This window comes from Streptomyces sp. NPDC020731, from assembly GCF_044334705.1.
In the GTDB taxonomy this organism is placed as follows: Bacteria; Actinomycetota; Actinomycetes; order Streptomycetales; family Streptomycetaceae; genus Streptomyces.
The window spans coordinates 1-21,204 of sequence record NZ_JBIRTN010000010.1 but is presented as its reverse complement, the minus strand read 5'-3'; the positions used below and the strand labels follow the sequence as shown (position 1 = coordinate 21,204).

Here is a 21,204-nt window from a genome sequence, read left to right as displayed (position 1 = left end):
CCGTGACCGTGGTGGTGACCGCCCCGGCTTCCGTCGCGACGACCGCGGCGGCCACCGCGGCAGCGACCGTCCGTTCAACCGCGACCGCCAGGGCGACCGCCCCGGCAGCGACCGTCCGTTCAACCGCGACCGCCAGGGCGACCGCCCCGGCTTCCACTCCGGCTCCCACGACCGCCCGCAGGGCCGTCGTGACGAGCACCGCGGCGGCGGCTCCTTCGGCCGTCGCGACGACAAGCCGCGCTGGAAGCGCAACAGCTGACGCGGCCTCACCCGGCCGACCGGAAGGGCCCGCACGACACCCGTCGTGCGGGCCCTCCCGCGTTCCGCGCGGGACACGTCCGGACCCGCCCGCGCGATACCCGATCGGAGTCCCGGCCACGTCCGGCTATGCTCGGGGAGGCAACATCGCCAGGGGCCCTTAGCTCAATTGGCAGAGCAGTGGACTTTTAATCCATTGGTTGTGGGTTCGAGTCCCACAGGGCCTACCTCTCGCAGGAGCGGCACATCGCCTCTGACCTGCTGCGCGGCGCTCGGACCGGCTTCGGTCGGCTCGGGCGCCGCGTCATTTCACCGGGTGCTCGTCCCGGTTCGGGTCGAGGAGCTGGACGGCGATTCCGGCGAGGACCAGGCCCGCCGCGATGAGGAGCCCGTCGGGGACGACGATGCCCGCGGCGAGCATGGTCACCCCGAGGACCAGCGCGCACCAGGCGCCCGTGCGGCGGTACCCTCGCGGGCGGGCCGGAGGGCCCTCGGGGAGTGGGTGGACGAAACAGGGGTCCTCGTGTTCGACACGGGCCGCGAGGTCGACCAGGCGCTCGTCGTCGGACTGGGGCACGGCTCCTCCTTCCCAGGGGGGCGGCCGCCCGGCGGCACCGTCGACGGCCATCGCTCCGTGACACCGGGGGCGTAACCGGTCGAACCGTCGGCCTGTTGCGAACTCGGCCCGGTACAAGGGAGTTTGCCCGTGTGCCGTTGTCGTTACCCACCCGGTACGGAGACTTCAGCGTCGCCCATCGCCACCGGTCCCGGCCATCCGTCGCGGACCCCATCCTCCCTGGGGGCCGCCGCGTACGAGGGCCGCCCGGCCGGCCGTGGTCGCGGGGAAGAAATGGGGGCTGTCACCGATGGCGCGGGGCCCGCTCGGCGCACACGCTGGGGGTGACGGCCCGCGCCGCGCCCCCGGACCGCGGGCCGTCGGCTCCCCGCGCGGGGAGCCCGTGGCAAGCGGCCGGCGGTGAGGAGGCGGTACGGGGTGCCTCTGTTCTGGCGGATCTTCCTGCTGAACGCCGTCGTGCTCATCGCGGCCACGGCCCTGCTGCTGGGACCCGTCACGGTATCCACGCCGGTCCTGCTCACCGAGGCCGCGGTCCTCGCGGTGGGGCTGGCCGCCATGCTCGTCGCCAACGCGCTGCTGCTCCGTGTGGGTCTCGCCCCGCTGCAGCGCCTGACCCGCGCGATGACGACGACGGACCTGCTCCGCCCGGGGCACCGCCCGGCGGTCGGCGGGCGGGGCGAGATCGCCGAGCTGATCACCACGTTCAACACCATGCTCGACCGGCTGGAGGACGAGCGCGCCACGAGCAGCGCCCGTGCCCTGTCCGCGCAGGAGGCCGAGCGTCGTCGCGTCGCCCGCGAGCTGCACGACGAGGTCGGCCAGTCCCTGACCGCCGTACTGCTCCAGCTCAAGCGTGCCGCCGACCACGCCCCGCCCGGCCTGGGCGAGGAGCTGCGCCAGGTGCAGGAGACCACCCGGGCAGGTCTTGAGGAGATCCGGCGCATCGCCCGCCGGCTGCGCCCCGGGGTGCTGGACGAGCTCGGGCTGGCCAGCGCGCTCAAGGCCCTCGCCACCGAGTTCGGCGGGCCCGGTCTGAGCGTCCAGCACTGCCTCGACGCGGATCTGCCCGAGCTGGACCGGGAGACGGAACTGGTCATCTACCGGGTCGCCCAGGAAGGCCTCACCAACACCGCCCGCCACGCCCGGGCCCGTCGCGCCGAGCTCGCCCTGCACCGCGCGCCCGGCGGTGTCGAACTCCGCGTCCGTGACGACGGCCGCGGCATCGGCGTGGCCCAGGAGGGCGCCGGCATCCGCGGGATGCGGGAACGCGCCCTGCTCGTCGGCGCCCGGCTGACCGTGGACCGCGCCGCCCACGGCGGCACCGAGATACGCCTGGCCGTCCCCGTCCCGGCCCGTTTCCCCGCGCACGCCCTCGTCCCCGTACGGGAATCCGCGCACGCCCCGCCCCCGTGACCGACGCCCCTCGACCGGAAACGCTGAAACATGACCGACCCGGCCCCCACCCGCATCCTGCTCGCCGACGACCACGCGCTGGTCCGCCGGGGGGTTCGCCTCATCCTCGACGGCGAACCGGATCTGACCGTCGTCGCCGAGGCCGCCGACGGTGCCGAAGCCCTCGAACAGGCCCATGAACACCGCCCCGACCTGGCCATTCTCGACATCGCGATGCCCCGCCGGACCGGTCTTCAGGCGGCCCGTGAACTCTCCCGGGACCTGCCGGAGACGCGCATCCTCATTCTGACCATGTACGACAACGAGCAGTTCTTCTTCGAGGCCCTCGCCGCCGGTGCCTCGGGCTACGTCCTGAAGTCCGTCGCCGACCGCGACCTCGTCGAGGCCTGCCGCGCCACCATGCGCGGCGAGCCGTTCCTCTACCCCGGCGCCGTCAACGCCCTCATTCACAACTACCTCGACCTCGCGCGGGAGGGCCGCACCCTGCCGGCCAAGGCGATCACCGACCGCGAGGAGGAGATCCTGAAGCTGGTCGCCGAGGGCCACACCTCGCAGCAGATCGCCGGTCTCCTCGTCATCAGCCCCAAGACCGTGGAGCGGCACCGCGCCAACATCCTGGCCAAGCTCGGCCTCCGGGACCGCCTGGAACTCACGCGGTACGCCATCCGGGTGGGACTGATCGAGCCCTGAACCGGCACCCGGGCCGGTCGTGCCTGTTGTCAGACTGGACACCCGCAGGCCCGCCCGCCCCCTGGGAGTAGGAACCGATGCCCCACCCGTACGTCCTGCTGTCCGCCGCCGTCTCCCTCGACGGCTACCTGGACGACACCGGCCCCGAGCGGCTGCTGCTGTCCGGCCCGGCCGACTTCGACCGGGTCGACGAGGTACGGGCATCCGTGGACGCCATCCTGGTCGGCGCCGGCACGATCCGCGCCGACAACCCCCGGCTGCTGGTCAACTCGCCGGAGCGGCGCGCCGCCCGCCTCGCCGGGGGCGGGGCCGAGTACCCGCTCAAGGTCACCGTCAGCGGCTCCGGGGACCTGGACCCGGCGGCCCGGTTCTGGCACACCGGCGGCGAGAAGGTCCTCTACACGACCGACAGGGGCGCCGGGCGCGCCCACGCCCTCGGTCTCGCCGCCGACGTCGTCCCGCTCGGCCCCGAGCTCGACTGGCGGCGGCTCCTGGAACATCTGCACGCCGAGCGCGGGGTCCGGCGGCTCATGGTCGAGGGCGGCGGCACGATCCACACGCAGCTCCTCACCGAAGGGCTGGCCGACGAGGTCCAGCTGGTCCTCGCCCCGCTGTTCGTCGGCGACCCGGACGCCCCCCGCCTCTTCGGTCCCGGCTCCTACCAGGGCGGCCGGCTGCGGCTGGTGGAGACCCGCCCGATCGGCGACGTCGTCCTGATGCGCTACGAGCCCACCGCCCCCGGCGCCGGCCCGCTGCCCTCCGCCGCCGACCACCACTGGCTGGCCCTCGCCTGCGAGCTGGCCGCCGAGTGCCCGCCCTCCAGGACGGCGTTCAGCGTGGGCGCGGTCGTGGTGGCCGCCGACGGTACGGAGCTGGCGCGCGGCCACTCCCGGGAGGGCGCCGACCCGGTGGTGCACGCGGAGGAGGCCGCACTCGCCAAGGCCGACCCCACGGACCCCCGGCTCGCCGGTGCCACCGTGTACTCCAGCCTGGAGCCCTGTGCCCGCCGCGCGTCCCGCCCTGCGCCCTGTGCCCGGCTGATCCTGGACGCGGGGGTACGGCGGGTGGTCACGGCCTGGCGCGAGCCGGACACCTTCGTGGCGGGCGCCGACGGCAGCGCGGTACTGGCGGCCGGGGGCGCCACCGTCCTCGTCCTGCCCGAGCACGAGAACCGCGCCAAAGCGCCGAACGGCCATCTGCTCGGCCGCTGAACCGGGGCCGCCGGTAATGGGTGTGCGCCATGTCCCGCGGATGGCGTACACTGGTTTCAACGACGCGGGGTGGAGCAGCTCGGTAGCTCGCTGGGCTCATAACCCAGAGGTCGCAGGTTCAAATCCTGTCCCCGCTACTGAAGGCCGAGGGCCGGAATCCAAAGGATTCCGGCCCTCGGTGTTTTCCGCTCCCCGTTCTCACCCAACGTGATCGATCCACCTCGCAGCGCATAACGAATGACGCACCGTCAGAAATCACCTGCCGCCCGGGGCGCGGTCAACTCGCCCGGTTTTGGCCGCCCATGGCACTTAAGTCCATGCGGAAATCGTTAACGATCAAGAGGAACGGCTTGGAATCCGGCCCTCGCGTCTATTAACGTTCGATAACGCAGCGCGGTCGTCCCAGCCGTCACAGAAGTCGGCTCCGTGCGCACGCGCCGAATCCCGCAAGGGAACCGGGGAACCACCACCATGGGGTGAATCGCGTGGATACCGCCGTGGAGACACGGCTCGTACACGCGCGTAGGAGACCTTCCCGCTCCGAACCCGTCAGCTAACCCGGTAGGCGAAGACGGAAGGAAAGGAGCGCGCCCACGTGGCGTCCAACCCGCCTGCCCCCGAGGCCCCGTTCAAGCCGAGCGACACCGTCGCCTACGGCGGCAGCCGCGCCGACGAGGGCCCCTTCGAGGAGTGGAACCCCACCGCGGAGTCCCTTCGCCCCGTCCGCGGCCGGCATCGCGTCTCCAAGCAGCGCGGCGGAGGACTCGCCCGCAGCTCCACCGTTCTGGGCGTCGGCGTCATAGCGGCCGTCGGCGCCGGCGGCATGGCCAGCGCCCAGACCGGCAAGCCGCCGGTCTCGATCTCCATGCCCGACCTCCCCAATGTGGGTTCCCTCATCTCCGACGAGGAAACGCCCAAGGGTTCGGCCACCCCCCTCAGCGACATCGGCATGACCACCGCCGACACCGAGCAGGGCGCCGCCGGCGCCGGTGAGGCGCTGCGCGCCCGGATCATGGCGCAGGTCGAGCAGCAGCAGGACCAGGCCGAGAGCAAGGCCGAGGCCGAGGCCGTCGCCGCCGCCGAGAAGCAGGCCGCCGAGGCCGTCGCGAAGGCGGAGAAGGAGGCCAAGGCCAAGGCGGAGGCCGCCAAGGAGAAGGCGGAGGAGGAGGCCAGGAAGAAGGCCGAGGCCGAGCGCCTCGCCGAGCTGGCCAAGCAGTACGCGCTGCCGACCTCCTCGTACACCCTCTCCTCGACCTTCGGCCAGGCGGGCGCCTACTGGTCCTCCGGCTATCACACGGGCCTCGACTTCGCCGCCCCCACGGGCACGCTGCTCAAGGCCGTCCACACCGGCACGATCACCTCCGCCGGCTATGACGGCTCCTACGGCTACAAGACCGTGCTGACCCTCGACGACGGCACCGAGATCTGGTACGCCCACCAGTCCTCCATCAGCGTCAGCGTCGGCCAGAAGGTCAACACCGGCGATGTGATCGGCCGCGTCGGCGCCACCGGCAACGTCACCGGCGCCCACCTCCACATGGAGGTCCACCCCGGCGGCTCCACCTCGGGCATCGACCCGCTGGCCTGGCTGCAGGGCAAGGGCCTCAGCGTCTGAGCGACCCGGCTCCCCACGCCCTGAACCCGGCAGTCCCGACGACGCCCCCCGACGTCAGGGCTGCCGGGCAGGTGTTCTCCGGGGCGGTGCGGACCCGTCAGGACCGGTGGGTGTTCGGGTCGTACGCGCCGTACGGGTGCACGTACGGCGGATACCCGTAGCCGCCGTACACCGCCCACGGCGCCGCGGCGACCGGAACCCGGGGCGCGGTGACACGGGCCGCGTGCTCCAGGGCCGGCCGGGCCGCTTCCCGCCGGTGCCACAGCTCCAGCAGCAGCTCCCGTTCCCGGGCGGCGAAGTCCGGCCCCGCCCGCCCGAGCCGCCCCCGGTGCCGCAGGAACGCCAGCGACGTCGCGTACGCCTCGTACGCGGCGACCGACCGCGCCGCCGCCTTCCCGCCGCAGCGGCGCGCGTACTGCCGGGCGACGCGCCGCGCCCGCATCGAGCCCAGCGCGAACGGCTCCGCCGCATGGAGCCACCCGGTGACCACGTACGCGGGCAGTTCCGCCCGCACGGTCCGCAGCTCCCGCTGCCGCGTCCACACCACCAGCCAGGTCAGCAGCCCGAACACCGGCACCATGAACGCCGCGTACACCGCGAGGAAGCCGTACTGGCCGAGCGTCGAGGAGCCGTTCCACAGCGCGTGCACGCCCATCGCGAGGAGCAGCCCGACCGGCGGCAGCAGGACGCGCCGGGCCCGCTGCCGGTCCGTGGACAGCGCGGCGATGCCGAAGCCGATCCCGGTGAGCACGGTGAACAGGGGGTGCGCGAACGGCGACATCACGATGCGGACGAAGAAGGTCGCCGCGGTGACCGAGGCGATGCCGCTGTCGCCGGTGAGCTGGTCGGTGCCGAAGGCGGTGCCGAGGTAGAGGATGTTCTCGGTGAACGCGAAGCCGGTGGCGGTGACCCCGGCTATCACCACGCCGTCGAGGATCCCGGTGAAGTCGCGTCTGCGGAACAGGAACACCAGCAGGACGGCCGCGGCCTTCGCGGACTCCTCCACCACCGGCGCTATGACGGTCGAGCCCAGGGTGTCGGCGCCGGTCGGGTCGGCGGTCGCCGTCGCTATCCACCGGGTGGCGAAGCTGTTCGCGACGATCGCCATCAGCGCCGCCGCACAGGCACCCCAGGCGAAGGAGAACAGCAGGTTCCGCCAGGGGCCGGGTTCGACCCGGTCCAGCCACCGGAAGGCGGCGACGAGCAGCGGCACGGGCAGAACCGCGAGACCGAGCCCGACCAGGAACCCCCGCGTCCCGGTCTGCTCGCGCACCAGCGCGAGAATGACCAGCCCGGAGAGTGTGAGCAGCGTGATCAGCGCGCCGTACCGCACCCAGGGCCGCTGCCACCAGTGCGCATGCCGCGACGCTGCGCCGGGGGCCGCGCCGGGAGGCGCCGGGTACGGAGGGCTGGTGGCCACGGGATCGACCCTAACGAGGTGGGACGGGCTGTATCAGGCGCGGTCCGCTGCCTGTTCTTCCCGCGATACGTGGCGGAAGAGCACGTCGTTCACGACATGACCCTTCTCCAGTCCCTGCCCCTCGAAACGGGTGAGCGGCCGGAACCCGGGACGCGGCGCGAAACCGCCGTCCGCCCTGGTGTTCTCGAAGCCGGGGTGCGCGGTGAGCACCTGAAGCATCTGCTCCGCGTACGGCTCCCAGTCGGTGGCGCAGTGCAGCACCGCCCCCGGCGCGAGGCGGGTCGCGGCGAGGGTGAGGAACTCCGGCTGGATCAGCCGCCGCTTGTGGTGCCGCTTCTTCGGCCAGGGGTCGGGGAAGTACACGCGCAGCCCGCCCAGGGAGCCGGGGGCGAGCATCTCGCGCAGCAGGATGATCGCGTCACCGTTGCCGACCCGTACGTTGGTCAGCCCGAGCCGGCCGGCGAGGTTGAGCAGATTGCCCTGGCCGGGCGTGTGGACGTCCACGGCGAGGATGTTGGTGGCCGGGTCGGCGGCGGCCATCTGCGCGGTGGCCTCGCCCATGCCGAAGCCGATCTCCAGGACGACGGGGTTGTCGTTGCCGAAGAACTCCGCGAGGTCGAGCCGCCGGCTGCCGTCGATGTCGAAACCCCAGGCAGGCCACAGCCGCTGCAGGGCGTCCGCCTGCCCGGCGGTCACCCGGCTGCGGCGCGGCTGGAAGCTCCGGATCCGCCGCTCGAAGTGCGACCCGGCGGGATCGGCCTTCGGCCCGTCCGGAAACCGGGGCTCCCCCTTGGCGCGGGTACGGCGGACGGACACCCCGGGCGTGTGCGGTGAATCCTGGCCGGGGGCGGGGCGGAGGTCTTCGGAGGCGTTAACGGTGTCAGACACAGTGCCTCCGATTTTACGGGGAGCGGGTGCTCGGCACGGAAGCGGAACGTGAGGGGGCCCCTGCGGGGTCGACAGGGCCGGCGTGCGCCCGGGTGCGGCCTCTCCTGACGCCGGCATCTGCCCCGCCGGGGTCGGCTGCGGTCGCGCCGTGGGCAGCGTGCGCCAGACCGCGGTGCGTGGTCGGGTACTCGTCGCCGTCCCGTTCGCCCTGCCCGGGTGACCTGTCCGGCGGGTCGAGCCTGAGGAGACCGACGGTGCCGGGGAGGGCGTGCCGGACCTCGCGTCTCCGGCGTGATCCGCCGACGGGCCCTGGACGGCGCGGGCCCTTCCCCGGCCGCCGTGGCCGTGTGCGCGGGAGCGGCGCGTCGGACCGGGGGGATCCCGTCCGGGGCTCAGCGCCCCGCTGTCTCCAGGGCCGTCAGGGCCCGTCGGGCCACCTCACGGCCGATCGGCAGGGAGGCCGTCGCCGCCGGGGAGGGGGCGTTCAGTACGTGGACCGCGCGGGCGGTCTCCTGGATCAGGAAGTCGTCGGCCAGGGTGCCGTCCCGCAGCACCGCCTGGGCCCGCACCCCGGCCGCCGTCGGTATCAGGTCGTCCTCCCGCACCGCGGGCAGCAGCCGGCGTACGGCCCGGGTGAAGGCTCCCCTGGACAGCGAGCGGTGCAGTTCGCCGGTGCCGTACCGCCAGTGGCGGCGGGCCAGCTGCCAGGAGCCCGGCCAGGCCAGGGTCGCCCCCAGCTCGCGCGCACGCACCGTGCGCCAGTCGTAGCCCTCGCGGGCCAGCGCCGGTACCGCGTTGGGGCCGACGTGGACGCCGCCGTCGATGCCCCGGGTGAGGTGGACGCCGAGGAAGGGGAACGCCGGATCGGGCACCGGGTAGACCAGGCCGCGCACCAGTTCCGGCCGGGCCAGCTCGTAGTACTCGCCGCGGAACGGCACGATCCGGGCGCCGGGCTCGTCACCGGTGCGGCGGGCGATCTCGTCGCAGTGCAGACCCGCGCAGTTCACCAGCACCCGACCGCGTACGACGTCGCCGTCGGCGGTCAGGACGGCGACCCCCCGGTCGGGGCGGCGGTCGACGCGTATCACCCGTGCTCCGTAGCGGATCTCCGCACCCGCCGCCTGCGCCGCCTCCGCGAGCCGGCGGGCCACCGCGGTGAAGTCGCAGATGCCGGTGGTGCCGACGTGGATGGCCGCCAGCCCGTCGACCTCCGGCTCGTACTCCGCGATCTGCGCGCCGCACAGCTCGCGGACCGTGATGCCGTTCTCCCGGCCGCGCTGGACCAGGGCGTGCAGCCGGGGCAGCTCCTCGCGGGTGGTGGCGACGATCAGCTTGCCCGTCACGGCGTGCGGGATGTCGTACTCCGCGCAGAACTTGACCATCTCCGCGGCGCCCGACACCGCGTACCGGGCCTTCAGCGAGCCGGGGCGGTAGTAGACGCCGCTGTGGATGACGCCGCTGTTGCGGCCCGTCTGGTGCCGGGCGGGGCCGGGCTCCTTCTCCAGCACCGTGACCCGTGTGCCCGGCGCCGCGCGCGTGAGCGCGTACGCCGTCGACAGGCCGACGATCCCGCCGCCGATCACCAGCACGTCGCAGTCGTACGACCGCCCCGCCACCACCCGCACCACCTCCCGCGTCCGATAGTGCACTGCACCACTGACAACGCCTTCAAACCCGGGAGGCGGCCCGTGGCGCGATTCGGGTCAGGCCGTGGTCATCAGCAGCGGGCGGGCGCGTTCCCGCAGTTCGACCACGCGGGGTTCGTCGCCGTAGGGCTCCAGACGGTGCAGGAGGTCCTTGACGTACTCGGTGGTGCGGGCGGACGAGATGCGGCCCGCGACCTCCACCGCGCGGACGCCCTGTTCGCAGGCCGCGTCCAGGTTGCCCGACTCCAGCTCGGCGACCGCCGAGACGACCAGGCGCAGTCCGTGCGAGCGCACGAACTCCTCCGTCGGACTGGACAGCGCCTGCTCGGTGAAGCGGCGGACCTGGCGGGGCGCCTTCAGGTCGCGGTAGCACTCCGCGGCGTCGGCGGCGAAACGGTCGTAGGAGTAGAAGCCGAGCCAGGTCGGGTCGCTGTCGCCGGGGCGGGAGCGCTCCAGCCAGCTCTCCGCCGACTTCAGGGCGGCACCGGCCGCCTGGGCGTCCCCCGCGCGTGCGTGCGCGCGTGCCTCGACGAGGCGGAAGAAGCTCAGGGTGCGGGCGGTGGCCAGACCCCGGTTGCGCTCCAGCGCGGCTTGGGCGAGGTCCACGCCCTCGTCGCCGAAGCCGCGGTAGGTCGCCTGCAGCGACATCGAGGCGAGTACGTAGCCGCCCAGCGGGACGTCGGCCGCCGCGCGGGCCAGGCGCAGAGCCTGGATGTAGTAGCGCTGGGCGGCCTCCTGCTGGCCGGTGTCGAAGGCCATCCAGCCGGCCAGGCGGGTGAGTTCGGCCGCCGCGCCGAAGAGGGAGCGGCCGACGTCGTCGGAGTAGGAGCCGAGCAGCAGCGGGGCCGCCTCGACCCGGAGGCATTCGGGGACCATCGAAGAACGCCAGTCCCCTCCGCCGTACTTGGAGTCCCAGCGCCGGGCGTCCTCGGCTGCCTCCCGCAGTTTCCGCACATCGCTGTGGCCGACTTTGGCCGGTGCGCCGGAGCCGTCGGCGGGGTTCGCCTCACGCGCCACCGAGCTGTCGGCCGGGGTTATCAGCCAACGCGAGGCGGGCGTCGCGTACGCGCTCACCGCGAACGATCCGGCGAGCGACTGCCAGATGCCGCCGGAGCCGGCTCTGCGGCCGGCCAGGTCCAGCCGGTACAGCTCCGTCGCGGAGCGCACCGCCTGTCCGACGTCGCGCGGGAAGGCGAGGCCCACCTCGGGCGCGGGGTCCGCGTCCGCCAGGCCGATCTCGTGGAGCGGCACGGGACGGCCCAGTTTCTGGCCGATGGCGGCGGCGATCAGGTGCGGAGCAGCACCTTGCGGCACCATGCCCTTCGACACCCAGCGCGCCACCGACGTCTTGTCGTAGCGAAGCGTCAGTCCTCGCTGGGCGCCAAGGTCGTTGACGCGTCGCGCGAGGCCTGCGTTGGAGATTCCCGCGAGGGCGAGAACGGTGCCGAGCTTTTCGTTCGGCCCGCGTTGCTCCCTGGACATGCGCCACCCCTCGACACAGCCGGCTGCCGCGCTGGCATAACCATGCGGCATTCGTAAACCCAGCGTAGTTCGCCGCATCCCAAGCGTTAAGGGGCATTCTTCCGGATGGCGGGATTGTGGTCCGTACTGAAGTACGGGTCCGATACGCGCAGTTGCGGCGTGCTCCCGGTATGTGGCCGTGCGCCTGTGCGTGCGCTCTTCTCCGGCCATCGCGGGAGCGGTTCCATGGTCGGTGCGTGGGTCGGCCCGCTGTACTGGATCCAGTGGGCTGGGGGACACCGCCGCCTTCATCCCCGCGGGCGGCGGAACGGTCCGGGAGACGTGCTCCGTCTCCCGGACCGCGCGACCGCTCAGCGGTGCGCAGAGCCTGCACGGAGCGTGTTCGAGGTGGTTCTCACCGCTCCGATTTGGCCGAAAATCAACCCCACTCTTTCGGGTGTATCACTGCTTCTACGCTGGTAGTTGGCGGCGCGTTGGGGGTTTAGGGGGCGCGCTGTGGGGGCGCATTCGCGACGCGACGGCGTGGCCGGTTATGCGGCACCGATACGGTGGCTTCTCTGTGGCAGGCGCCTGTTCGGGGCGGGGCGGGTGTCTCCGCCGGGGCGCGTTCGACGGAGCGCATACGGCTCCGGCACCCCTCCTGAGCGCCTCCTTCATGGCAGCATGGGGAACCGGATTCTTACGGTGCACTGGTTGTCCACAGCCTGTGGAGGCGGCGATGCGGTGGTTGGTGGGATGGAGCAGCACCGCCGCGGGAGCCATGGGGTTCGGCCCCACCGGCTCCGCCGGCGCCACCGGGGTGGACGGCGAGACCGTGCACCCCGTGGGATCCCAGCTGCTGTGGGGCGACCCCGACCCCCTCTGGGCGGTCGGCGACTGGCGCCCCGACGAGGTGCGGGTGGTCAGGGCCGACGAGCAGACCCGGATCGCCGTCCTCGGCACCTGCGGGGCCTCCGACGAGCAACTGCGCGTCGCGCTGTTCGCCGCGCGGGGCGGGGCGCTGCGGCACCTGACCGCTTGGCCGGGGAACTACACCGCCGTCGTGCAGGTGGGACGCCGGGTCACCGTCTGCGGCGATCTCGCGGGTGCCCGGCCGGTCTTCCACACCCCGTGGGCGGGCGGTACGGCGTACGCGACCGCCGCGCTGCCGCTCGCCGACCTCATCGAGGCCAACCTCGACTTCGGGCACCTCGCCGCGCTGCTGGCCGCCCCCGACGTGCCGGCCGCGCTGTACGACTCCACCCCGTACGACGGCGTGAAACGCATTCCGCCGGGGCATGCGCTCATCCTGCGCGCCGGGGCGCGCGAGATCGCCGGGTACGAACCCGTCGCCTCGCTCGCCGTCGCCGCGCCGCCGGCCGACCCAGGTCACGCGGTGGACGCCGTGCGGGACGCGTTGGTCGAGGCCGTACGGACGCGGCTGGCCGCGCCCCGGCATGTTCCCGGTGCCCATATCGACCCCGGACCCGTGCCCGGGATGGGGCCCGCCGAGCGGCGGGCGGCCCGTGGGACGCCCGTGCCGGGGATCGGGGCCGATCTCTCCGGCGGGCCGGCGTCCGGGGCGCTGGCGTTGCTGGCCGCGGGGCTGCCCGGGATGCCGGGGACCGTGCTGGGGCACGGGACGGGGGCGGGGGAACGGCTGCTGGCCGTCACCTTCAACGACCTCGCGGGTGGGTCCGGCGGGGGGCGGGACGACGAGGAGCTGGCGCGGGCGGGGGCGCTGGCCGCCAATCCGCGGTTGCACCATGTGGTGGTGGCCGGTGCGGAGTCGACGCTTCCGTACGTCGAGCTGGACGGGCCGCTGACGGACGAGCCCGGGCCCTCGCTGGTGTCGGCCGCACGGCATCGGGCGCGGCTGGCGGCGGGCAGCGCGGATCACTTCACCGGGTACGGGGCGAAGCAGGTGCTGGACGCGCATCCGGCGCGACTGGCCGATCTGCTGATGGACCGCAAGCGGCGGCATCTGGTGCGGCCGGTTGCCGCACTGGCCAAGGCGGACGGGTCCGTGATGGTTCCAGCGCGCGTGTACGCGGCTGCGCGGCGACTGGCGCGCACGCCGTACCGCGTGGGTCTGGAGAGCCTTGCCGAGCGGCTGTTGCAGCGACGGCTGGACGACGACGGGCCCGGGGGTGCGGCGGATGCCTCGCTGGCCGCACTGACCTGGGGGAGACCCGGGCCGGCGGCGCGCTGGCTGACGGGTGAGGCGCTGGCTGAAGTATCGGTTCGTCTGCAGGCGTCGACGCGGCGGTCCGAAGTGGGGCCGGGCCAGCGGCCCGGTGATTTCCGGGCGCGGGCGGCGCTGGCCCGGCACGCGGCGGATCTGCGGGTGCTGGAGCAGGCGGCCGAGATCCGTTCCCAGCGGCTGCACGCGCCGTTCCTCGACAACCAGGTCGTGCGGGCGTGCCGGGCACTGCCGGAGGCGCTGCGGGTGCAGCCGGGGGCGCGGGCGTCGATTCTGCGGTCGGTGCTGGAGGGGGCGGGGGTGAGGGAGCTGCCGGCGGGGTGGGGGGCTCCTGGGGCCGCCGGCTCGACGGTCGCGGCGCGTACGGGGCTGCGGGTGGCGGCGGACTCGCTGGTGGCGCTGTTCGACACGCCGCTGCTGGCGGAGGCTGGGCTGGTCGAGGCGCGGGTGGTGCGGAAGGCACTGCGGGGCGCGGCGGAGGGCGAGCCGCTGCCTTTGGACGGCCTGGCGGATCTGGTCGCCCTGGAGGTGTGGCTACGCCGCCTGCTGGCCCGCAGGGGAACCTGCTGGACGGGCACCCCGGCCCGCCAGCGCGCGGTCCCGGGCGGCATCGCCCCGCAGCGGGGCGCGTTGGGCGCGGGCGCGGCGGGCTCCCGCTGACGCCTGCGACGCGGCTTTCGGCCTGGTGGAGCCGGGGTGGCGCCTCCGGCCGGTGGGCGGGGCGGGGGCGTCCGTTCTCGGACCGGCGCACATCACGTCCCTCGGGAAGACGAGGACGAGGACGCGCCGGCCACCGCGGGCGCCCACCCCTGCCCCGCCGCAGGCGCCACACCCGCCGCCACGACCCCACCCCCGCAACCCTGCAATCCGCGCACCTCAGCCCTTACGGGCCGCCGCTCCCGCGAGCAGCCGCTGCCGCATGTCGCCGCTCCCGCGGGCAGTCGTGCCTCCCCCAGTGCCCGAAGGGCCTGGGAAGTACCCCCAAGGGCGGCACGGGTGGGCGATGGGGCGTCCCCCGCTCGAGTGCAGCCGAGAGTGGGGGAGGCACCCCGCAAGCGCCGGGCCGCGCGACCACCCGCCGGCCCGCACTCACGCGGAGCTCCCCGCAGGCGCCGGCCCGCAGAAGCCGACCCGGCCCGCACAAACGCGGAGCACCCCGCAGGACCACCGGAGTGACCCCTACGCCGGGCGTGAGCGCAGCCCCTCCAGCAAAATATCCAGCAGCCGCGAAGACGCCGCAGCCTGCTGCGCCGCATCCGGCAAGGACGGCGCCGCGGTAGCGATCACCAGCAGCACGTCCGACACGGACACATCCGCCCGCAACTCCCCAGCGGCCCGCGCCCGATCCACCAACTGCCCCACGACCTCCAGCAGCTGCGCCGACCCCGCGTCGTCCCTCGCCGCCACAGCCACCGGCGCCTCCGGCACCAGCCGCAGCTCACCCGCCGCCTGCGTCCGCTGCTGCGGCAACCGCGCGTGGTCCGGCAGGCCGTGCTCCTCCGCCACGCCCACCCGCAGCACCTGCGGCGGCAGCAGCCGCCCCGCGCCGGACGCGACCGACGTGCGCAGGAAACGGGACAGCGCCGACCACGGCTCGTCCTCCTGGCCGAGCGCCGACCGTGCCTGGTCGGTCAGCCGGGAGGTCTCCTCCTCGGCGATCCGCCGCACCAGGACGTCCTTGCTCGGGAAGCGCCGGTACACCGTGCCCACACCGACCCGCGCCCGGCGTGCCACGTCCTCCATCGGCGCGCCGTAGCCCAGCTCGCCGAAGACCTCCCGCGCGGCACGCAGCACGTGCTCCAGATTGCGCTGGGCGTCCACGCGCAACGGTGTCGTTCGCGCTCCGTCCGGGCGTCCGCCGCCCGTGGGCGCGCTCGTCGTCGCGCCGGCCGCGAGAGCGGAAGACCAATGAGAGTCCTGAACATGCATATGTATTCCCCCGGTAATGACGTCTCCCCCCGGAGACTTCTCCCCGCCATTGATGGCCGGGGCGTGTGGAACAGGCCTGGCTTGCCGGTCCCGCCCGTCGCGAGCCCGATGAGCGCATCCCCCTACACCCCGTCGACAGACGAACATAGTTGAGAGGGAGTCAATTCAGAAGGGGCAGGTTCCGCACGGAGCGCCCCTCGATCGGAGTACGGGTCGTGTACGTCCTGAATGTACCCCTGTGCGGGGGCAGGTTCACCACTGCTGACCTGTGAGGATTCCGGCAGGGTCGGTGAATCGGCCAACCCGTGGTGTGCGGGCCTTCCGGTCACACAATTCGTCGGGCCTGTGGACAAACGCAAGCGACGGGTGCGTCATGGGATGGTGAAGGAACGTGCGCGCATTCTCGTTGTCGGCGGCGGCTACGTCGGGATGTACACGGCCCTGCGCCTCCAGCGGAGGCTGAAACGGGAACTCGGGCGGGGTGAGGCCGAGATCACGGTCGCCACCCCGGATCCGTACATGACGTACCAGCCCTTCCTTCCCGAAGCCGCCGCCGGTGCCATTTCCCCTCGGCACGTCGTCGTACCGCTGCGTCGTGTCCTCGACCGGTGCCACGTCGTCATCGGCGAGGCCACCGGCATCGACCACGCCACGCGCACGGCCACCATCAGCACGCTCGCCACCGGCGAGGAGGGCACGGGAGGGCGGCAGGTCGCGTACGAGGAACTGGTCCTCGCGCCCGGTTCCGTGTCCCGCACCCTGCCGATCCCCGGTCTCGCCGACCACGCCGTCGGCTTCAAGACCGTCGAGGAGGCCATCGGCCTGCGCAACCATGTGCTGGAACAGATGGACATCGCCTCCTCCACGCGCGATCCCGCCGTCCGGGACGCCGCCCTGACCTTCGTCTTCGTCGGGGGCGGCTACGCGGGCGTCGAGGCGCTCGGTGAGCTGGAGGACATGGCCCGTTACGCCGCGCGGTACTACCACAACATCCGGCCCGAGGACATGAAGTGGATCCTCGTCGAGGCGTCCGGACGGATCCTGCCCGAGGTCGGGGAGGAGATGGGGCGGTACACCGTCACCGAGCTGCGCCGGCGCAACATCGACGTACGTCTCGAGACCCGTCTGGAGTCCTGCGCCGACCGGGTCGCCGTGCTCAGCGACGGGTCACGCTTTCCCACGCGTACGGTCGTGTGGACCGCCGGGGTCAAACCGCATCCCGTCCTCGCGGCCACCGATCTGCCGCTGAACGGGCGGGGGCGGTTGAAGTGCACCGCCGAGCTGGCCGTGGACGGGGCCGCGCACGCGTGGGCCGCGGGGGACGCCGCCGCCGTCCCCGACGTCACCGCGGGGGAGCCGGGGCGGGAGTGCGCCCCCAACGCGCAGCACGCGCTCCGCCAGGCGCGGGTCCTCGGGGACAACGTCGTCCACTCCCTGCGGGGCGAACCATTGGAGACGTACGCCCACAAGTACGCCGGTTCCGTCGCCTCCCTCGGGCTGCACAAGGGCGTCGCACAGGTCTACGGACGCAAGCTCAAGGGCTATCCCGCCTGGCTCATGCATCGCACCTATCACCTCAGCCGGGTCCCGACCTTCAACCGCAAGGCGCGGGTCGCCGCCGAGTGGACGCTCGCCGGGCTCTTCAAACGGGAGATCGTCTCGCTCGGCTCACTCGAACACCCCCGGGCGGAGTTCGAACTGGCGGCCGGTGGAAAGCCTTCTCAAGACCCCCCGCACACCCCGAAGGGGTCGTCCTGACCCGACTCAGGAACTCCAGCGGCCGGCCCGGCGTCTGACGGATGCCGACCCGGTCGGCACCCTGCCAGACTGGTCCACCACCGCGGGCGGGCCCCCTCTCACCCCGGTGCGGCCCCCGGGGCCCCGGCCGGTCCCGGTTTCCGGCCGCCGACAACTACACGAGGCAAGGATTCGTGAACTTCACGCGCTGGAGCGCCCGGCTCCCCGGAACGCAGCGCCGCGCCGCAGCGCGGAACGAGCAGGCGTTCTCCCCGGACCGGCGGGGAGAGGGCTCCGTGCCCGCGGCCCGCGCCGAACAACTCACCGACGACGTGCGGCCCGTGCCCGCCGTCGACGAGCTAGGGGCGCGCGAGGTCCTGGACCACGTCCCCTCCCTCGTCGCCCTGGTCCACGGCCCCGACCACCGCATCGCCTACGTCAACGACGCCTATACGGCGGCCTTCGGCGTCCGCCCGATCGGCGCCCCCGCACGCGGAGCACTGCCCGAACTGGAAGCACTCGGCCTGCTGCCCCTCCTCGACCAGGTCCTGCGCAGCGGCAAGCCCCGCACGGTGAAGTCCCGCAAGGCCCCCGACGGCCGCTCCTACACCTTCACCTGCACCCCGGTCACCGAGGTCGAAGGCCGTGGGGTGCTCGTGTTCGCCGCCGACGTCACCGACCACGCCGAGGCCGCCGAACGCCTGCGCGCCAGCGAACGCGGTCAGCGCGAGACCGCCGTCACCCTCCAACGCTCCCTCCTCCCCCAGGAACTGGAGGAACCCGACGACCTGCGCGTCGCCGCCACCTACCACCCCGGTGGCACCGAGGCCGCCGTCGGCGGCGACTGGTACGACGTGATCACCCTGGGCGGCGGCCGCACCGCCCTGGTCATCGGTGACGTGATGGGACGAGGAGTGCGGGCGGCGGCCGTCATGGGGCAGCTCCGTACGGCCGTACGGGCCTACGCGCGGCTCGACCTTCCCCCGCACGAGGTGCTCCAGCTGCTCGACGGCCTCGCCATGGAGATCGACGCCAACCAGATCGCCACCTGCGCGTACGCCATCCACGACCCCAACGAGGGCCGCCTGGTGTACGCATCCGCCGGCCACCTGCCCATCCTGGTCCGCGACGAGAACGGCACCGTCCAGCGCGCCGACGAACCGACCGGCCCCCCGCTCGGCACCGGCGGCTGGATGCACGCGTCCGGCTCCATCCCCCTCGGCCCCGGCTCCACCGCCGTCCTCTACACGGACGGCCTGGTCGAGCGGAGGAACGAGGACCTGGACGAGGGCATCGCCGCCCTGGAGCGCGCCCTGTCCGGAGCCACCGGCAGCCCCCAGGTCGTCTGCGACCGCCTGGTCCGCTCGGCCGGTGTGACCCCGGAACACGACGACGACGTCGCCGTGCTGGTCCTCCAGCAACCCGCCCGCAAGGGCGCGGAGGGCGAGCTCTTCCGCAACGCCGCGCTGGAACTGCTCGGCGGAGTCGAGGCGGCCCCCCGCGCGCGTGCCTTCGCCTCCGGCGTGCTGACCAGCTGGCGCTTCCCCGTCGAGCTGCACGACCTGGGCGTCCTGGCCACCAGCGAACTGGTCGCCAACTCCCTCCAGCACGGCACACCGCCCATGCGGCTGCGGCTGCGCCGCACCGACCGCCGCCTGATCATCGAGGTCACCGACGGCGACGACCACCTCCCGAGGCGCCGCCGCGCGGAACCCGGCGACGAGTCCGGGCGGGGCATCGCCATCGTCGCGACGATCGCCTCCAGCTGGGGCAGCAGACGGACCCCGGGAGGCGGCAAGGCGGTCTGGTGCGAGTTCCTCCTGCCGAAGACGAAGACGCCCGGCTCGTAGCAGAGCCGGGCGTCCAGGCGTACAGGGGTGAGCTCGGGGCGCGTGGCTCAGGCGTGCGCCGGAGCCTGCCCCGCTGCCGCGCCCCCCTGCACCACCACACGGCTCCGCGCCACCGACGGCTGGTTCTGCACGTCCGTGAGCTGCCGCCCGAGCCGCACCGCCAGCACCGTGATCCCCAGCGAGAACAGCAGGAAGATCACGACGTACGGCGCGTGCAGCGAGGCACCCAGCGGCCCACCCACCGCCGGACCCACGGCCAGCGCGAGCTGCTTCACCAGGGCGAACGCCGAGTTGTACTGCCCCGCCATCCCGGTCGGCGCGAGATCGGCGACCAGCGGCGCGAGCGTCGGCGACAGCATCGCCTCACCGAGCCCGAACAGCGCGTACGTCGAGATGAACGCGGCGGTCGCCATCGTCTGGCTCCCGTTCCCCAGCCCCGCGTACCCGGCCACGGCCCACGCCACGGCCCAGATCAGCCCCACGGACGCGATCACGCGCGAGCGCTTGCGCCGCTCGACGAACCGCAGCACCGCGAACTGCGCGACCACGATCACCAGGGTGTTCGCCGCCAGCGCCGTACCCAGCGCGGACGTCGAGATCCCGGCGGCCTCGACGCCGTACGCGCTCAGCCCCGACTCGAACTGTCCGTAGCAGGCGAAGAACAGCACGAAACCCAGCACGCACAGCTGCACCATGGCCCGGTTGCCCAGCAGCTGCTTCCAGCCGACCCCGGCCGACTGCGCCGGAACGCCCTCGACGCGCGGCGCGTGCGGCATCCGCACCGTCGCCATCACCACGACCAGCAGCAGGAACATCGCCGCCTCGATCGCGAAGAGGAGGACGAAAGAGCTCGCTTCCGTGGGATCCACGAGATGACCGCCGATGAGACCGCCGACGCCGAGCCCGAGGTTCTGCAGGAAGAACTGCATGGCGAACGCCCGCGACCTGTTCTCCATGGTCGAGCAGTCCACGATCATCGTCGCGAGCGCCGGCTGCATCACCGCCTGCCCCGCGCCCAGCGCCGCCGCCGACAGCAGCACGGTCGCCGCACCGCTCGACAGACCCAGGCTCAGCGCCCCGATCGCGGCCGTGACCAGGGCGACGAGCAGCACCGGCAGCGGGCCACGCCGGACGATCGCCCGTCCGGCGAACGGCAGCACGATCAGCGCGGCCACGGCGAAGACGGCGAGCACGAGACCCGCCGTCGTGGCTCCCAGCCCTCGCACCTGCGCCACATAGACGTACAGATACGGGACCGTGAAGCCCAGCCCGAACGCGCTGAGTGCGTTGCCCACGTGAATCCGGCGCATCACCGCGCCCGTCTCCCTGGTCACGTTCACCTCTCTCAAGTAGTTAGGAGTGAAGACTTAGAAGCTAAAGTTCGATGCTAAAGACTACACAGAGAAGGACTTCAAGGCAAAGGAGGGGCGTGCCATACTGCGGCCATGGGCGACACCTCCGGCCTCGGCGAGCCGACACTCGAAGAGCAGATCGCCGCCTACCAGCGCGAGTTCCAGGACCTCGACCCCCAGGTCGAGAAGATCGTCAACGCGCTGTCCCGCCTGAACCGCCGTATGAACGTCGCCTACGGCCGCCAGACCGCCGAGCTCGGCATCACCAACGCCGACTGGGAGGTCCTCAAGGAGCTCGTCCTCTCCGGTGCCCCGTACCGCATGGGCCCCGGCGACCTCGCCAAGCGCCTGGGGCTGACGCCGGCCGCCATGACCCACCGGATCGACCGCATGGTCACCGAAGGATTGGTCAACCGGGAGCGGGACGAGACCAACCGGGTCCGCGTGATCGTGGAGCTGACCTCCGCCGGCCGGGAGAAGTGGCTCGAGGCGATGCGCCTCGCCACCGTCTTCGAGGGGGACCTCCTCCAGGACCTCGACCCGGACGAGCGGGCGACGCTGGGCGAGGTGCTCACCCGCCTTCTGCGCCGGGTGGAACACGCCCAGCCGGATGCCGGCGGACGCCTCAGTGACCTGGACTGAAAGATCTTGACAAGGGATGCTTGACAGCCCCCATGCCGATCCGTAGAGTTCTTCGGGTTGCCACGGAGCCGTAACGGTTCTTCGGCAACACCTTCCGCCGCGACTGCGGCACTCAAAACCTCAGTACGACCTCCCAGTGGGAACGATTTCGGCGCGCCCGAATTCAATTCCAACCCTCGATTTGAGGAACACGGAGAGAGTCCGCTAGGGTTTGAGACGTCGGAACGGCCCAACGGCCGGGAAGACAACCCGCTCTGACCGGGAATCAGGACCGAAAGGATCTGATAGAGTCGGAACCGCCGGAAAGGGAAA

At 72.9% G+C, this 21,204-nt stretch carries 15 protein-coding genes, 2 tRNA genes, 1 pseudogene and 1 riboswitch; of the genes and pseudogenes, 11 read left to right on the top strand and 7 right to left on the bottom strand.

Features of this window, described 5'->3' with window-relative positions; all coding sequences use genetic code 11:
• Together ACH4VX_RS17020 and ACH4VX_RS17015 are read left to right on the top strand one after the other, a co-directional pair.
• Nucleotides 1–259 (top strand): annotated as a pseudogene (locus ACH4VX_RS17020) (RNA helicase); the annotation flags it as partial.
• A gap of 153 nt (nt 260–412) precedes the next feature.
• Nucleotides 413–485: transfer RNA gene (locus ACH4VX_RS17015), tRNA-Lys, on the top strand.
• A gap of 77 nt (nt 486–562) precedes the next feature.
• On the opposite strand, the gene ACH4VX_RS17010 is transcribed toward ACH4VX_RS17015, so the two are convergent.
• A complete protein-coding gene (locus ACH4VX_RS17010; RefSeq protein WP_398368201.1) occupies nt 563–835 on the bottom strand; it encodes a DUF3040 domain-containing protein in 273 nt (90 codons plus the stop codon).
• Between the two features lie 417 nt (nt 836–1,252).
• Between ACH4VX_RS17010 and ACH4VX_RS17005 the strand changes: the two genes are divergently transcribed.
• The 5 genes from ACH4VX_RS17005 (at nt 1,253) to ACH4VX_RS16985 (ending at nt 5,764) form a co-directional block, all read left to right on the top strand.
• Nucleotides 1,253–2,248, top strand: a complete 996-nt coding sequence (locus ACH4VX_RS17005; RefSeq protein ID WP_398368200.1) for a HAMP domain-containing sensor histidine kinase — start codon at nt 1,253–1,255, stop codon at nt 2,246–2,248.
• A gap of 30 nt (nt 2,249–2,278) precedes the next feature.
• On the top strand, nt 2,279–2,938 hold the full coding sequence (locus tag ACH4VX_RS17000) for a response regulator (protein WP_398368199.1): 660 nt from the start codon (nt 2,279–2,281) through the stop codon (nt 2,936–2,938).
• Between the two features lie 77 nt (nt 2,939–3,015).
• Nucleotides 3,016–4,149, top strand: a complete 1,134-nt coding sequence (locus tag ACH4VX_RS16995; protein WP_398368198.1) for a dihydrofolate reductase family protein — start codon at nt 3,016–3,018, stop codon at nt 4,147–4,149.
• A 63-nt stretch (nt 4,150–4,212) separates the two neighbouring features.
• Nucleotides 4,213–4,286 (top strand) — tRNA-Met (locus tag ACH4VX_RS16990).
• 288 nt (nt 4,287–4,574) lie between these two features.
• A riboswitch (cyclic di-AMP (ydaO/yuaA leader) is annotated at nt 4,575–4,732 on the top strand.
• 12 nt (nt 4,733–4,744) lie between these two features.
• A complete protein-coding gene (locus tag ACH4VX_RS16985; protein WP_398368197.1) occupies nt 4,745–5,764 on the top strand; it encodes a M23 family metallopeptidase in 1,020 nt (339 codons plus the stop codon).
• 97 nt (nt 5,765–5,861) lie between these two features.
• Here ACH4VX_RS16985 and ACH4VX_RS16980 read toward each other — a convergent pair whose 3' ends face one another.
• From ACH4VX_RS16980 to ACH4VX_RS16965, 4 genes are all read right to left on the bottom strand, one after another.
• A complete protein-coding gene (locus ACH4VX_RS16980) occupies nt 5,862–7,184 on the bottom strand; it encodes a PrsW family intramembrane metalloprotease (RefSeq protein WP_398368196.1) in 1,323 nt (440 codons plus the stop codon).
• A 33-nt stretch (nt 7,185–7,217) separates the two neighbouring features.
• On the bottom strand, nt 7,218–8,072 hold the full coding sequence (gene trmB, locus ACH4VX_RS16975; protein ID WP_398368195.1) for a tRNA (guanosine(46)-N7)-methyltransferase TrmB: 855 nt from the start codon (nt 8,070–8,072) through the stop codon (nt 7,218–7,220).
• A 392-nt stretch (nt 8,073–8,464) separates the two neighbouring features.
• Nucleotides 8,465–9,721 (bottom strand): L-2-hydroxyglutarate oxidase, encoded by a 1,257-nt coding sequence (gene lhgO / locus ACH4VX_RS16970; protein WP_398368194.1) that lies wholly within the window; start codon nt 9,719–9,721, stop codon nt 8,465–8,467.
• Between the two features lie 54 nt (nt 9,722–9,775).
• Nucleotides 9,776–11,200, bottom strand: coding sequence for an MFS transporter (locus ACH4VX_RS16965; protein ID WP_398368193.1), 1,425 nt, complete (start codon nt 11,198–11,200; stop codon nt 9,776–9,778).
• A 718-nt stretch (nt 11,201–11,918) separates the two neighbouring features.
• On the opposite strand from ACH4VX_RS16965, the gene ACH4VX_RS16960 reads away from it, so the two are divergent.
• Nucleotides 11,919–14,042 (top strand): asparagine synthase-related protein, encoded by a 2,124-nt coding sequence (locus ACH4VX_RS16960; RefSeq protein ID WP_398368192.1) that lies wholly within the window; start codon nt 11,919–11,921, stop codon nt 14,040–14,042.
• A 519-nt stretch (nt 14,043–14,561) separates the two neighbouring features.
• On the opposite strand, the gene ACH4VX_RS16955 is transcribed toward ACH4VX_RS16960, so the two are convergent.
• A complete protein-coding gene (locus ACH4VX_RS16955) occupies nt 14,562–15,311 on the bottom strand; it encodes a TetR/AcrR family transcriptional regulator (RefSeq protein WP_398368191.1) in 750 nt (249 codons plus the stop codon).
• Nucleotides 15,312–15,689: 378 nt separating this feature from the next.
• Between ACH4VX_RS16955 and ACH4VX_RS16950 the strand changes: the two genes are divergently transcribed.
• Nucleotides 15,690–17,069: an NAD(P)/FAD-dependent oxidoreductase gene (locus tag ACH4VX_RS16950; protein ID WP_398368190.1), complete on the top strand. Its 1,380-nt coding sequence runs from the start codon at nt 15,690–15,692 to the stop codon at nt 17,067–17,069.
• A gap of 173 nt (nt 17,070–17,242) precedes the next feature.
• Nucleotides 17,243–18,898, top strand: a complete 1,656-nt coding sequence (locus ACH4VX_RS16945; protein WP_398368189.1) for a SpoIIE family protein phosphatase — start codon at nt 17,243–17,245, stop codon at nt 18,896–18,898.
• 47 nt (nt 18,899–18,945) lie between these two features.
• Here ACH4VX_RS16945 and ACH4VX_RS16940 read toward each other — a convergent pair whose 3' ends face one another.
• Nucleotides 18,946–20,208: an MDR family MFS transporter gene (locus tag ACH4VX_RS16940; RefSeq protein ID WP_398368414.1), complete on the bottom strand. Its 1,263-nt coding sequence runs from the start codon at nt 20,206–20,208 to the stop codon at nt 18,946–18,948.
• Nucleotides 20,209–20,343: 135 nt separating this feature from the next.
• On the opposite strand from ACH4VX_RS16940, the gene ACH4VX_RS16935 reads away from it, so the two are divergent.
• Nucleotides 20,344–20,892, top strand: coding sequence for a MarR family winged helix-turn-helix transcriptional regulator (locus tag ACH4VX_RS16935; RefSeq protein WP_398368188.1), 549 nt, complete (start codon nt 20,344–20,346; stop codon nt 20,890–20,892).
• Nucleotides 20,893–21,204 lie beyond the last annotated feature (312 nt).